The 12,888-nt window shown below is 63.9% G+C and carries 17 protein-coding genes; 12 read left to right on the forward strand and 5 right to left on the reverse strand.

Features of this window, described 5'->3' with window-relative positions; genetic code table 11:
• Nucleotides 1-102 precede the first annotated feature (102 nt).
• From BGP00_RS07775 to BGP00_RS07800, 6 genes are all read left to right on the forward strand, one after another.
• Complete coding sequence (locus BGP00_RS07775) at nt 103-297, forward strand: hypothetical protein (RefSeq protein ID WP_292693225.1); 195 nt, start codon at nt 103-105, stop codon at nt 295-297.
• Between the two features lie 134 nt (nt 298-431).
• On the forward strand, nt 432-1,703 hold the full coding sequence (gene serS / locus BGP00_RS07780; RefSeq protein WP_292693227.1) for a serine--tRNA ligase: 1,272 nt from the start codon (nt 432-434) through the stop codon (nt 1,701-1,703).
• A 67-nt stretch (nt 1,704-1,770) separates the two neighbouring features.
• Complete coding sequence (locus tag BGP00_RS07785) at nt 1,771-2,028, forward strand: hypothetical protein (RefSeq protein WP_292693230.1); 258 nt, start codon at nt 1,771-1,773, stop codon at nt 2,026-2,028.
• Nucleotides 2,029-2,167: 139 nt separating this feature from the next.
• The gene (gene surE / locus BGP00_RS07790; protein WP_292693232.1) at nt 2,168-2,932 is read left to right on the forward strand and encodes a 5'/3'-nucleotidase SurE; all 765 of its coding nucleotides are present in this window, start codon (nt 2,168-2,170) and stop codon (nt 2,930-2,932) included.
• Nucleotides 2,929-3,999, forward strand: coding sequence for a M23 family metallopeptidase (locus BGP00_RS07795; protein ID WP_292693235.1), 1,071 nt, complete (start codon nt 2,929-2,931; stop codon nt 3,997-3,999). The genes surE and BGP00_RS07795 overlap by 4 nt, the downstream gene beginning before the upstream one ends.
• Entirely contained in the window at nt 3,996-4,319 is a 324-nt protein-coding gene (locus BGP00_RS07800; protein ID WP_292693238.1) for a gamma-glutamylcyclotransferase family protein, read from the forward strand. The genes BGP00_RS07795 and BGP00_RS07800 overlap by 4 nt, the downstream gene beginning before the upstream one ends.
• On the opposite strand, the gene BGP00_RS07805 is transcribed toward BGP00_RS07800, so the two are convergent.
• Nucleotides 4,316-4,675 carry a DUF1761 domain-containing protein gene (locus tag BGP00_RS07805; RefSeq protein ID WP_292693241.1) on the reverse strand — a complete coding sequence of 120 codons (360 nt, stop codon included), beginning with the start codon at nt 4,673-4,675 and terminating at the stop codon, nt 4,316-4,318. The genes BGP00_RS07800 and BGP00_RS07805 overlap by 4 nt on opposite strands.
• Before the next feature lie 74 nt (nt 4,676-4,749).
• Here BGP00_RS07805 and rimO point away from each other — a divergent pair, with 74 nt between their 5' ends.
• From rimO to BGP00_RS07835, 6 genes are all read left to right on the forward strand, one after another.
• Nucleotides 4,750-6,132 carry a 30S ribosomal protein S12 methylthiotransferase RimO gene (gene rimO / locus BGP00_RS07810; RefSeq protein ID WP_292693243.1) on the forward strand — a complete coding sequence of 461 codons (1,383 nt, stop codon included), beginning with the start codon at nt 4,750-4,752 and terminating at the stop codon, nt 6,130-6,132.
• Between the two features lie 245 nt (nt 6,133-6,377).
• Nucleotides 6,378-7,154, forward strand: coding sequence for a molybdopterin-binding protein (locus tag BGP00_RS07815; protein WP_168603971.1), 777 nt, complete (start codon nt 6,378-6,380; stop codon nt 7,152-7,154).
• A gap of 2 nt (nt 7,155-7,156) precedes the next feature.
• Nucleotides 7,157-7,675 carry a hypothetical protein gene (locus BGP00_RS07820; RefSeq protein ID WP_292693248.1) on the forward strand — a complete coding sequence of 173 codons (519 nt, stop codon included), beginning with the start codon at nt 7,157-7,159 and terminating at the stop codon, nt 7,673-7,675.
• A gap of 41 nt (nt 7,676-7,716) precedes the next feature.
• Nucleotides 7,717-8,277, forward strand: coding sequence for a YqgE/AlgH family protein (locus BGP00_RS07825; RefSeq protein ID WP_168603973.1), 561 nt, complete (start codon nt 7,717-7,719; stop codon nt 8,275-8,277).
• A 103-nt stretch (nt 8,278-8,380) separates the two neighbouring features.
• The gene (locus tag BGP00_RS07830; RefSeq protein ID WP_292693253.1) at nt 8,381-9,577 is read left to right on the forward strand and encodes a toxic anion resistance protein; all 1,197 of its coding nucleotides are present in this window, start codon (nt 8,381-8,383) and stop codon (nt 9,575-9,577) included.
• 2 nt (nt 9,578-9,579) lie between these two features.
• The gene (locus BGP00_RS07835; RefSeq protein WP_292693255.1) at nt 9,580-10,329 is read left to right on the forward strand and encodes a hypothetical protein; all 750 of its coding nucleotides are present in this window, start codon (nt 9,580-9,582) and stop codon (nt 10,327-10,329) included.
• Here the strand turns inward: BGP00_RS07835 and BGP00_RS07840 are convergent.
• The 4 genes from BGP00_RS07840 to BGP00_RS07855 all read right to left on the reverse strand — a co-directional run bounded on the left by BGP00_RS07840 (nt 10,326) and on the right by BGP00_RS07855 (nt 12,850).
• Entirely contained in the window at nt 10,326-10,655 is a 330-nt protein-coding gene (locus BGP00_RS07840; RefSeq protein WP_168603976.1) for a hypothetical protein, read from the reverse strand. The genes BGP00_RS07835 and BGP00_RS07840 overlap by 4 nt on opposite strands.
• A gap of 136 nt (nt 10,656-10,791) precedes the next feature.
• Nucleotides 10,792-11,493 carry a 50S ribosomal protein L1 gene (rplA, locus tag BGP00_RS07845; RefSeq protein WP_168603977.1) on the reverse strand — a complete coding sequence of 234 codons (702 nt, stop codon included), beginning with the start codon at nt 11,491-11,493 and terminating at the stop codon, nt 10,792-10,794.
• Nucleotides 11,494-11,496: 3 nt separating this feature from the next.
• Nucleotides 11,497-11,928, reverse strand: coding sequence for a 50S ribosomal protein L11 (gene rplK / locus BGP00_RS07850; protein ID WP_168603978.1), 432 nt, complete (start codon nt 11,926-11,928; stop codon nt 11,497-11,499).
• A 175-nt stretch (nt 11,929-12,103) separates the two neighbouring features.
• Nucleotides 12,104-12,850 (reverse strand): IclR family transcriptional regulator, encoded by a 747-nt coding sequence (locus BGP00_RS07855; protein WP_292693259.1) that lies wholly within the window; start codon nt 12,848-12,850, stop codon nt 12,104-12,106.
• Nucleotides 12,851-12,888: the final 38 nt, after the last annotated feature.

Genomic DNA, 12,888 nt, shown 5'->3' on the forward strand with positions numbered 1-12,888 from the left:
GTATCACCACTTAATCCGTTAGTAACCAGAATCACCTATACAAGACTTGGCCAAACGATGCCCGTGACTTAACCATTTTCATAAAACATCGAGGAAATCGCCATGGGAATGCCAATCCCTTTCAAGTCTTTCACCATTGACCGCACACAGATTACCGACATCGAGAAGTGGATCGGTGACGGCAATAATCTGGGCGAAGTGGAAATCCGCAATTTCCTTGGCAAGATCCGCGTCGATGTTCAGAATGAAGCCGACGAGAACCGGTTGCGCTCTTTCTGTCAGCGCCCCCGCGACTGAGCATTTCTGACGCGGCGGGGGCGGTGGCATGGTTCCTCCCCCGCCCGGTGCATCAGGCTGAATGGCCCGGGCCGAGGACGGCAATCCCATAGGGACTTGACCAAAACCGGCCCACCCCATACCCGCCTTAGCCTATGCACGACATTCGATTCATCCGCGAAAACCCCGCAGCTTTTGACGCCGGCCTTGCGCGCCGAGGGCATGTTCCCCGCGCCAACCTACTTCTGGGGTATGACAGCCAGGTACGCGCCGTTAAAACGGAAGCCGAAAAGCTCTTAGCCGAGCGAAACGGGCTATCGAAGTCAATCGGCAAATTGATGTCCGAAGGGAAAGCTGAAGAAGCGGCCGAAGCCAAAGCGAAGGCAGAGGTTTTGAAGAACAGCCTCCCCGTCCTCGAAGTGGCGATGGCAGAATGGCAAACGAAACTTGATGATGAACTAAATTCCATCCCCAACCTGCCCGTCGAGGAAGTGCCGCAGGGCGCGGATGAGAATGACAATGCCGAAGTCAGCCGTTGGGGCGAGCCGCGCGCCATCGAGGGTGCGAAGGAGCATTTCGACATCGGCGCGCCGCTCGGCCTCGATTTTGAAAGCGCACAGGTGGTTTCGGGCGCGCGTTTTGCCTATCTGCGCGGGCCGATTGCCCGTCTGAACCGCGCCATCGGGCAATTCATGCTCGACACCCACACCGAGATCTTCGGCTATCAGGAAGTTGTGCCGCCCGTGCTGGTGCGCGACGATGCGCTGTTTGGCACCGCGCAATTGCCAAAATTTGCCGAAGATCTGTTTGCCACCACCGATGGCCGCTGGCTGATCCCCACCGCCGAAGTGTCGCTGACCAACCTCGTGCGCGAACAGATCCTCGACGGCGATCTGCCGCTGCGCTTCACCGCCCTCACCCTCTGCTTCCGCAGCGAAGCGGGCGCGGCGGGCAAGGATACGCGCGGGTTGATCCGCCAGCATCAGTTCGACAAATGCGAGCTCGTTTCCATCACCACGCCCGAACAGAGCAATGATGAACACGAGCGCATGACCGGGGCTGCCGAACATATCCTGCAAAGCCTTGGCCTGCCCTATCGCCGGATGCTGCTGTGCAGCGGCGACATGGGCTTTTCCGCGCGCAAGACCTATGACCTCGAAGTCTGGCTTCCGGGTCAGGGCAAGTATCGCGAGATCAGCTCCTGTTCGAACTGCGGCGATTTTCAGGCGCGCCGCATGAATGCGCGCTATCGCCCTGCGGGTGAGAAGGGCACGAAATTCGTCCACACGCTCAACGGTTCGGGCCTTGCCGTAGGCCGCACGCTGGTGGCGATCCTCGAAAACTACCAGAACGAGGACGGTTCTGTGACGATTCCCGAGGCGCTGCGCCCCTATATGGGCGGGCTGGATCGCATCTCCGCGCTGTAAACCGGCCATGGAACCTTTGCCGCCGGTGCCTCTTCCATCAGGCATCGGCAGCAAAGGAGCGCGGGCCATGACAGAACAGCGGAACGAACCCCGGATCATCGTGGTCGAAAGAAGCAGCACCGGCACCATCCTGCTGGTCATTCTGCTGCTGGTGGCGCTGGTGGGCGGGCTGGTCCTGTTCAACCGGTATGACGCCAACGAAACGGCCAAGAGCAACGCCATCGACAAGACCGCCGACCAGATCGACAGGGCCATCGACAAGGCTGCGGACAAGGCCGACGATGCCGTTGAAGATGCGGCGAAATCGGCCAAAAAGCACCTCTGACCCGACCTGTTGGCCCATTTTGGGAAGCAGCCTGTCGTTTCCGCCAAGAAATCCGCCCTGCCGCCCTGCGCATTCGTTGCGGGGCGGCGCGCTTGGATGTAAGGCGCCTTGGTTGATTTCCTAATGAAAGGGCCAAGGCATGCGCATCCTCCTGACCAATGATGACGGGATCCACGCGCCCGGCCTCAAGGTTCTGGAAGCGATCGCGCGCACCCTTTCCGACGACATCTGGATCGTGGCGCCCTCCGAGGAGCAATCTGGCGCGGGCCACAGCCTGACGCTGACCCGCCCGGTGCGCCTGCGCCGCCATGGCGAGCGGCGTTTTTCGGTCACGGGCACGCCCACCGATTCGGTAACGCTCGCCCTGCGCAAGGTTTTGCCCGAGGCGCCGGACCTGATCCTGTCGGGCGTCAATCGCGGGGCCAATCTGGGCGATGACGTGACCTATTCGGGCACAGTGTCGGCCGCGATGGAGGGCACGCTGGCGGGCATCCGCTCGATCGCGCTGTCTCAGGTCTATTCCAAGGAAGGCGTGGGCGACGACGTTTCCTTCGATGCGGCCGAGCAATGGGGCGAGAAAGTGCTGCGCCCGCTGATCGACACGCCTTTTGCGCCGCGCACGCTGGTCAATGTCAACTTCCCCCCCCTGCGCGCCGATGCGGTTCAGGGGATCCGCGTGGTGCGTCAGGGCTTTCACGATTACGCCCGCGGATCGGTGGTCGAAAGCACGGACCCGCGCGGCTATCCCTATTACTGGTTCGGCCTGCATGGCATCGAACATACGCTGGGCCACCGCACCGACCTTGAGGCGATTGCCGACGGGTTCATCTCGGTCACGCCGCTTCAGCTTGATCTGACGCATGACGCCTCGCTGGCCGCGCTGGCCGGGCGGTTTGCTCGATGAGCAAAGCCCATTGGCGCATGGCCGCGCTGCTGGCGGCGGGCTTGCTGGTGATGGGGGCACCCGGCGCATGGGCGCAGACGGCCAAGAACCGCCCGCGCGCCGGGGTCGAGGGCGATCTGCCCACCCCCCTGCCGCTGGAGGAGGAAAGCGAGCATATCGTGGTGCCGGGCGAAACGCTGGGCGGCATCGCGCATCGGGCCAAGGTGCCCAAGATCCTGATTATCGAGGCCAACCACCTCAAGGCACCGCATTATGCGGTCCATGCCGGGCAAAAGCTGTTTCTGCCGCGCACACGCCATCATGTGGTCAAGGCGGGCGAGACCGGTTTCGACATCGCCTATCGCTATGGCGTGTCCTATTCCTCGATCGCGGTGGCCAATGGGCTGGAGCCCAATGCCCGGCTGCATGAAGGGCAGAAGCTGCTGATCCCCACCGTGCTGAAACCGGACAATTCGGCCAGGACAGCCAAGGCTGACACCAAGACGGCAAAATCTCCCGACGAGGCGCCAGACGGCGACAAGGACGAAGCGAAATCAGACGCCCGCCCCCGCTTCCTCTGGCCGATGGAAGGGCGGATGCGGCGCGGTTTCGTGGCCAAGACGCGCGATGCGGGCGGCGGCGATTTCCACAACGGCCTCGATCTGGTCGCGCCCGAGGGCGAAACCGTGCGCACCAGCGCGCCGGGCGAGGTGATCTTTGCCGGGCGCGAACCCGACAGTTTCGGCAATCTGGTGGTGATCGACCATGGCAAGGGATGGCAAACCGCCTATGGCTTCCTCTCGAAACTGACGGTCAAGCGGGGCGACAGCGTCAAGGCGCATGAGCGGGTCGGGCTGGTCGGCCATTCGGGCCGGGCCACGCGCGACGAACTGCATTTCGAGATCCGCCGCAATGACGATCCGGTCAATCCCCTACCCCTCCTGCCCCGCCGCGATGCGCCCAAGGCCGGGAAGAAAGAGGATGCCGCCGCCGCGCAAAAGGCGCTGACCGAAGGCAAGAAGGGCGCGGGCAAGGTGCCGGGCAAACCCGAGGCGCCCTCGCCCGCCGGGAAAAAGCCCGCCCGATGAGCCGGACCCGCCTTGCGACCTATGGCACGCTGGCGCCGGGCAGGCCGAACCATCACCAGATCTCGGATCTGCCCGGTGTGTGGCGGCGCGGGACGGTGCGCGGGCGGCTGGTCGATTCGGGCTGGGGCGCGGCGATGGCCTTTCCCGCGCTGGTGCCGGGGGATGAGGGCGAGGTCAGCGTCGATCTGTTCGAATCGCCCGCCCTGCCCGATCACTGGGCACGGCTTGATGCGTTTGAGGGCGAAGGTTACGAGCGCCGGACGATCATCGTCCATGTCGATGGCGAGGAAGTCCTCGCCTCGATCTATGCCGCGCGTTAGGCCATAGCCCAGAACACCGTGCCCATCGCCATGAAGGCGACAAAGACATAGCCGGCATCAGCCGCCGCCTCGCGCCCGGCGATGCCATGGCGGCCATAGAGCGCCGCCCCCGCCGGGATCGCGATGAACAGCGCAAATCCGCCCGACATCATCCAGTAAAGCCACGGTTTCGCCGCCAGCGTTTCGGCGCCCACCCGCGCGAAATTATGCCCGATCAGCCATGCCGGAAACACCAGCGCCAGCAAACGCAACGGCTCCGGCGAACGCGCCGCGCGCATCAGCCCATACCAAGGAAACGCAAGCAGGCCCGCCACCAGCGCCGCCACGCCAATCGCCACCCAGTTTACCGGACCCATGCGTATTTCCCTTCCTTCGGCACGATTGCGCCGCAACTGGCCTTATTCGCCATTTTAGCGTAGGGGCGCAGCCCATGAGTGACAAGCTGACAAAAATTCCCGAATCCCCCAAGGTTGGCATGGTCAGCCTCGGCTGCCCCAAGGCGCTGGTCGACAGCGAGCGCATCCTGACCCGCCTGCGCGCCGATGGCTATGCGTTTGCGCCCGATTATGTCGGGGCGGACGTGGTGCTGGTCAACACCTGCGGTTTCCTCGATTCGGCCAAGGAGGAATCCCTGGCCGCGATCGGCGAGGCGATTGCCGAAAACGGCCGCGTAATCGTCACCGGCTGTATGGGCAACGAGGCCGAGGTGATCCGCGCGCGTTTCCCCGATGTGCTGGCCGTCACCGGCGCGCATCAGTATGAGCAGGTGGTGGACGCGGTGCATGAGGCCGCCCCGCCCACGCGCGGGCCTTTCGTCGACCTGATCCCCGCCGGGGCCGACGGCGAGGTCAAGCTGACCCCGCGCCACTATTCCTATCTCAAAATTTCAGAGGGTTGCAACCATTCCTGCGCCTTCTGCATCATCCCGCAACTGCGCGGCAAACTGGCCAGCCGCCGCATTGACGCGGTGCTGCGCGAGGCCGAAAAGCTGGTGGCGGCGGGGACCAAGGAACTGCTGGTCATCTCGCAGGACACCTCGGCCTATGGCGTGGATATCCGCCATGAAAGCCGGACGTGGAAGGACCGCGAGGTCCGCGCCCATATGACCGATCTGGCCCGCGAGCTGGGCAATCTGCGTACCCCCGAGGGCGAGGCCCCGTGGGTGCGGCTGCATTATGTCTATCCCTATCCGCATGTCGATGATGTCATCCCGCTGATGGCGCAAGGGCTGATCACGCCCTATCTCGACATCCCGTTTCAACATGCCGCGCCCAATGTTCTTCGCGCGATGAAGCGCCCGGCTAATGAGGCGCGCGTGCTGGAACGCATCAAGAAATGGCGCGAAATCTGCCCGGATCTGGCGATTCGCTCGTCCTTCGTGGTCGGCTTCCCCGGCGAGACGGAGGAGGATTTCCAATATCTGCTCGACTGGCTGGACGAGGCGCAACTGGACCGCGTGGGCGCGTTCCGGTTTGAACCGGTCGAGGGCGCGAGCGCCAATGACCTGCCCGGCGCCGTGCCCGAGGCGGTGAAGGAAGAACGCTATACCAGGTTAATGGAAAAGACCGAGGCGATCAGCGCCGCGCGGCTTCAGGCCAAGGTGGGCCGCGTGATTCGCGTCATCATCGACGAAGTGGGCGAACCGGACGAGGATGGCGACATCGGCGCCACCGGCCGCAGCCAGGCCGACGCCCCCGAGATCGACGGACAGGTGCTTTTGCGCGATGTGCCGCAGGATCTGAAATCGGGCGATATCGTTGACGTGCTGATCGAAGATGCTGATGCGCATGACCTTTTTGGGGTGATCGCGTAAAGGGCATCCCATTCCTTGCGTTTTTCGCAACAATCGACGCGCTTTTCGCATTTGCAATAGTCAGCGTTGTCAGGCTTAAGGAGCGGGCCTTTTAGGCATCCTCTCCCAAAACTTCCAAAGCCCGGCTCCGGCCGGGTTTTTTTTGCCCGCAATCCGCCGCCGCCATTGGATTCTGGCAAGATTTGCACAGTTTTGCCCTTTTTCCCGCCTTGCCGCGCCGCGCCACTCTGCTTACCCCTATCGGCATGGTTGAATCAGCTTCTCCCTCGCCCCGCATCTTCACCGCTGCGCTGGTGGTGATTGGCGACGAAATTCTTTCCGGCCGCACGCAGGACAAGAATATCGCCCAGATCGCGAGCTGGCTGGGGGTTCAGGGCATCCGCCTGCGCGAAGTGCGGGTGGTGGCCGACGATACGGACGCGATTGTCGAGGCGGTCAACACCCTGCGTGTGCGCAACGATTACCTCTTCACCACCGGCGGTATCGGCCCCACCCATGATGACATCACCGTGGACGCCATCGCGCAGGCGCTGGGCGTGCCGGTCGTGGTCCATCCCGAGGCGCGCCAGATTCTGGCCGACTATTATGCCTCGCGCGGCAGCGAATTGACCGAGATGCGGCTGCGCATGGCCCGCGTGCCCGAGGGGGCGGGGCTGATCCCCAACCGCTATTCCGGCGCGCCGGGCATCCATTGGGGCAATATCTATATCATGGCGGGCGTGCCGATGATTACGGCGGGCATGCTCGATGCGCTGACCGGATCGCTGGAAGGCGGCCTGCCGGTGCTGGCCGAAACGGTCGGCTGCTGGGTGGGCGAGAGCGAGGTGGTGCAATTGCTGGCCCAGACCGAGAAGGACCATGAGGGCGTCTCGATCGGCTCCTATCCCTTTTTCCGCGAGGGGCGGACGGGTTCGAATTTCGTGATCCGCTCGACCGATGCCGAGCAACTGGCGGCCTGCGTGACGGCTCTATCGGCGGCGCTGGAGGCGATGGGGCGCGATCCGGTGCTGGGCGGGATCTGACCATGCTGCTGGCGCTATTGCTGGCCCATGCCGGATCGCTGCCTGCGTTTGAGGCCACGCTGGCCGCGCAGGACAGCGCGACCGCCGCGCTGGGCCAGTGGTGTCAGGCGCGCCATCTGGCCGATCCGGCCACCATCAAGGCCGCGCAGGTCAAGGGCGAGGACACCATGCCCCCGCCCGATCTGGACGAGACGCTCAAACTCTCCGAGGATCAGGAACCGGCCTATCGCCATGTCCGCCTGTCCTGCGGCGCCAAGGTTCTGTCCGAGGCGCATAATTGGTACGCGCGCCAAAGGCTGACCCCGGCGATGAACCAGACGCTGGGCACCACCGATACGCCCTTTGGCAAGGTGGCCGGTCCGCTGGGCTTTACCCGCGAAAGGCTGGGCGCGGTGCGCGGCGCGGCCCCAGGCTGCCCGCGCGATACGGTGCTTTCGCATCGCGCGCTGCTGCGCCTGCCCGATGGTTCGCCGCTCGCGCTGGTGGTGGAATGCTATACGCCTGCGGTATTGCGTAAATAGCGCAGCTTGCAGAATTGCCCTTTCCGCCCTACCTTTAGCCGATGATTGAAGCGCAATCCCTTGCCGGACGCCTGCTGCTGGCCATGCCGGGTATGCCCGATCCGCGCTTTGAAGAAGCGGTGCTGGCGCTGTGCATGCATGACAAGGACGGCGCGCTGGGCATTGGCGTGGGCCAGGTGCTCGAAGGCGTCACGCTGCACAATCTGCTCGACGATCTGAACATTCCCACCGGATTCGCCCCCGATTGCGAAGTGCATCATGGCGGCCCGGTCGAACCGCAGCGCGGTTTTGTCCTGCACAGCCCCGACTGGAAGGGCGAAGGTACGCTGCTGGTCAGCGATCAGTGGAGCCTGACGGGTAGCCGCGACATTCTGGCGGCCATTGCCGAGGGGCGCGGACCGGCGCGCTGGCTGGTGGCGCTGGGCTATGCCGGATGGGGCGAGGCGCAATTGGACGCCGAAATGCGCCAGCATGGCTGGTACGCCGCCGAAGGGCGCGGCGCGATCCTGTTCGACCACCCGTTTGAGGCGCGGTGGAGCGCGGCCTGGCGTGCCGAGGGCATCGACCCGGCGCATCTGACCAATGTTACCGGGCGCGCCTAGGGTTTTTGACCTTGCGGCGTACTGTCTTGCATCTATAATACACATCGGTTTTAAAAACGAGGCCGGTTCTGAAAACGAGGCCGGTTCTGAAAACGAGGATAGTATGGCGAGCACGGTTGAAGCCCCCGCGATTACCCTGACCCCGCCCGATCCGGTGCCGGTGGTGGCCCCCGCGCAGGCCGCAGGGCTGGTCCCGCTGGGCGCCGAGCAGAAGAGCAAGCTGGATGAAAAGGTCGATGGTTTCATTGCCGACCTGATCGCGCAGGACACCAATTCACCCGAATTCGGCAAGCGCATCGACCAGTTGACGAGCATGGGCCGCAAGGAAATCGCGGCGGCTTCGGGCATGTCGAACCGGTTTCTGGATCGGCCCGTGCGCGCGATGGACAAGGATCAGGGCGTGGGCGCCAATCTGATCGAATTGCGCCGCACGGTCGAGGCGCTTGATCCGGCCAAGGCGGGCAAATTGTCGCCGGGCAAGAAGCTGTTCGGCCTCATCCCCTTCGGCAATTCGATGCAGAAATATTTTGACGGCTATGTATCGAGCCAGGGCCATATCAAGGCGATCCTCGACAAGTTGGCCAGCGGCAAAGACGAGCTGTTGATGGACAATGCGGCCATCGATGTCGAGCGCTCCAAACTGTGGGAGGCGATGGGCAATCTGGAGCAGATGATCCATATCTCCAAGAAGCTGGACGAGAAAATCGAGGAGAAGGCGGGCGATCTGGACGCGACCGATCCGGCCAAGGCCAAGGCTTTGCGCGAATCCGCCCTGTTCTACACCCGCCAGCGGACGCAGGATCTGCTGACCCAAATGGCCGTGACGGTGCAGGGCTATCTGGCGCTCGATCTGGTCAAGAAGAACAATGTCGAGCTGGTCAAGGGCGTCGACCGCGCCAGCACGACCACGGTGGCCGCGCTGCGCACGGCGGTGACCGTGGCGCAGGCGATGACCAACCAGCGCCTTGTTCTGCAACAGATCACGGCGTTGAACGAGACGACGGCCAATATCATCGATTCGACCAGCACCCTGCTGAAGGAGCAGACCGGCCAGATCCACCAGCAGGCCGCCGCCAGCACGATCCCCGTCGAAACGCTGCAGCGCGCGTTCCAGAACATCTATGACACGATGGACACGATCGACACGTTCAAGGTGAAGGCGCTCGATTCGATGAAGCAGACCGTCAACACGCTGTCGGCCGAGGTCGAAAAGTCCAAGGGCTATATCGCCCGCGCTCAGGGCCAGTCCTCGGCGCAGGTGGCCCATGACGGTCCCTCGCTGCTCAGCCTTGAAGGATAAGCATGGCCGATAATCCCGCCCATAACAGCGACGCCATTCTGGCCGCCGCGCGCGCCTCACTGAACGACCAGCGCGCGGGCGGGCGGCGCGTGACCGGCAAGCCCATCGGCCAGCGTTCGGCCGCGCTGCGCCGCAGCGGGCAGAAGCGCAAGGCCGCCGCGCTGGCTCTCAGCGTGGTGGTCGCGATCATGCTGGTCAATATGGTGATCGGCCTGTTCTCGGGCATCCTGCATCTGCTGGGCTGGCTGTCCTATGGCGCGGTGGCGGCGGTGTTGGTGGCGGTGATCTGGATGCTGATGCGCGACCGTGCCGTGCCGGTGCCCAGCCTTGAAACGCTGCGCGCCGCGCCCGCGCGCCAGTTGGTCGGGCAGACGCAGGTATGGCTGGAGGCGCAGCGCCCTGCCCTGCCCGCTCCGGCGCTCGATCTGGTCGGGCGGATCGGCGGGCAATTGGATGGGCTGGCGCTGCAGCTTGACCGGGTGGATGAAAATGCGCCCGCCGTGGGGCAGGTCCGGCAATTGGTGGGCGAACATCTGCCCAAGCTGGTCAATGCCTATACCGCCGTGCCGCCTTCGCTGCGCGGACAAGCCCATGCGGGCAGCAGCCCGGATCAGCAATTGAGCGAAAGCCTGACCCGGCTGAGCGGCGAACTGGACAGCGTGACGCGCCAACTGGCCGAGGGCAAGCTGGACGCGCTGGCGATCCAGAGCCGGTTTATCGACTATAAGTATGGCGAGACGCCGGAAGGTTAATCCTTCACGCGCCCCGTCAGCCAGGGCAACCAGCGCAGCGCCGCAAACAGCACGACAGGCCAGAACCAGGTGGCGAGCATATCGCCCTTGGTATCCTGCCACGACCAGAGCGTGCGGAACAGCACATCGTAAAGCTCGTTGAGGCTCTCGGCCACGATCACCGCGATCAGCGGCCCGCGCGAGGCCAAAGGCCGCCGCATCACCACCGCAGCACCCAGCCAGATCGCCAGACCGACATAGGTATGGACAATCTTGTCGGGATACTGGGGCGCGAACGTATCCACGATCCAGTCCATCAGGCGGCCATAATCAGTGATATGCAGCATCGGCCTTCTATGCTGCACCGCACAAAGGGCGTCCAGCAAATTCTCGACCGCAAAGGAAAAGGGCCGGAAAAGGTTGCCCTTTCCCGACCCTTGATTCCGTCCATCCGAAGATGAAGCGGATCAGCCGACGATGGAATTAACCACCGTGAACTTCGGCCAGATCCACCTTGATGCCCGGACCCTGCGAGGTCGACAGGCCGATCTTGCGGACATACTTGCCCTTGGCGCCGGCGGGCTTCGCCTTGACGATCGCGTCAACGAAAGCGTCAAAGTTGGCGCGCAGAGCTTCGTCCGAGAACGAGAGCTTGCCGATGCCGCCGTGGATGATACCGGCCTTTTCGACGCGGAATTCGATCTGACCGCCCTTGGCAGCCTTGACCGCTTCGGCAACGTTCGGCGTCACAGTGCCCAGCTTGGGGTTCGGCATCAGGCCCTTGGGGCCCAGCAGCTTGCCCAGACGGCCCACGATGCCCATCATGTCGGGCGTGGCGATAACGCGACCGTAGTCGAGATTGCCGGCCTGCATGTCTTCGAGCAGGTCTTCGGCGCCAACGCGGTCTGCGCCGGCGGCCAGAGCCGCTTCAGCCTTGTCGCCACGTGCGAACACGGCAACCTTCACGTCCTTGCCGGTGCCCGAGGGCAGGGTGACCATGCCGCGGACCATCTGGTCGGCGTGGCGGGGGTCAACGCCCAGGTTCATCGAGATTTCGAGCGTTTCGTCATACTTGGCGCTCTTGAGTTCGCGCAGCAGCGCGATGGCATCGTTGATGCCGTGCAGATTCTGGTTGTCGCCCAGCTTCTCGGCGAGCGACTTCTGCTTCTTGGTCAGCTTGGCCATGTCTTAGCCCTCCACAACCTGAATGCCCATGGCGCGGGCCGAACCGGCGATAATCTTGACAGCCGCGTCCAGATCGTTGGCGTTCAGGTCCTTCATCTTGGCCTGAGCGATTTCAGCGAGCTGAGCGTGGGTGATCTTGCCGGCCGAATCCTTGCCCGGAGCCTTCGAACCCGACTTCAGGCCCAGCGCCTTCTTGATGAAGAAGGTGGCGGGCGGGGTCTTGGTCACGAACGAGAACGACTTGTCCGAATAAACCGTGATCACGGTGGGCAGCGGGGTGCCGGGCTCGACGCCCTGGGTGGCCGCGTTGAATTCCTTACAGAAACCCATGATGTTGACGCCGCGCTGACCCAGAGCCGGGCCGATCGGCGGGCTGGGCTTGGCTTGGCCGGCTGCGATCTGCAGCTTGATATAACCGTCAATTTTCTTGGCCACGATGGCCTCCTTTCATCCTGTACGAGCCGGCGGGCCGACCCTTCAGATCAAGCGGTCGAACGGCGCCCGAAGGCCCCTCCCGCGCGGAAATACCGAAAGAATCGGGCAAGCCCGCCTCATTCGGCAAGCGGTCGCCCATACAGCTTTGTCGGGTAATTGCAAGCGGGGCTGCGGGTCAGCCTTCAAAAAGCCCCGCCGTGCGCATCAGCAGTCCGGCCACGCGCTGCTCCACCTCCGCATCGAAACGCACAGACGGCACCGCCACGGCAAAGGCCCCAATCACCTCGCCCCCGGCCATGGCCGCACAGGCCAGCCCCTCGATGCCCACCGAATATTCGCTGCCGGTGCGGCCATAGCCACGCTCGCGCGTGCGGGCAATCTCGCGGCGCAGATCCGCCGCGCTCACCAGCGTGGCCTCGGTAAAGCTCTCGCGGCGGCTTTCGCGCAGATAACGCTCGACCTCCTCATCGGGCATCGCGGCCAGAATCGCCTTGCCCGCCGCCAGCCCATGCAGCGGCGCCCGCGCGCCCACGGCAATCGCATAACGCAGCGCATGTTCGCTGCTTTCGGTCACCAGCGTCTGCAACTGCCAGCCATCGCGGACAAAGAAGGATGCCGTCTCGTTCAATTGCACCCGCAGCGCGCGCACCAGCGGGGCCACGCGATCCTCCAGCGTCGGCTCGGAGCGGGCCTGCAAACGCTGCAACCCCGGCCCCGGCAGGTAATTGCGCCCGGCCCGTTCCAGATAGCCGCGCTCGACCAGCGTGGCGAGGAGATAGGACAAGCTGGAAACCGGAATAGCCAGCGCCCCGGCGATTTCCTGCGCCACCGCGGGGCCACCCCGCGCCACGACATATTCGATAATGTCGAGCGTGCGCATCGCCGATTTGACATGCGAGGTGGAAGTTCCAGCTTCAGCCATGCCCCCTCCTATAGAATGCCCACGCCCCAGTAAAAGCC

It is taken from the genome of Novosphingobium sp. 63-713, from assembly GCF_001898925.1.
Lineage (GTDB): Bacteria > Pseudomonadota > Alphaproteobacteria > Sphingomonadales > Sphingomonadaceae > Novosphingobium.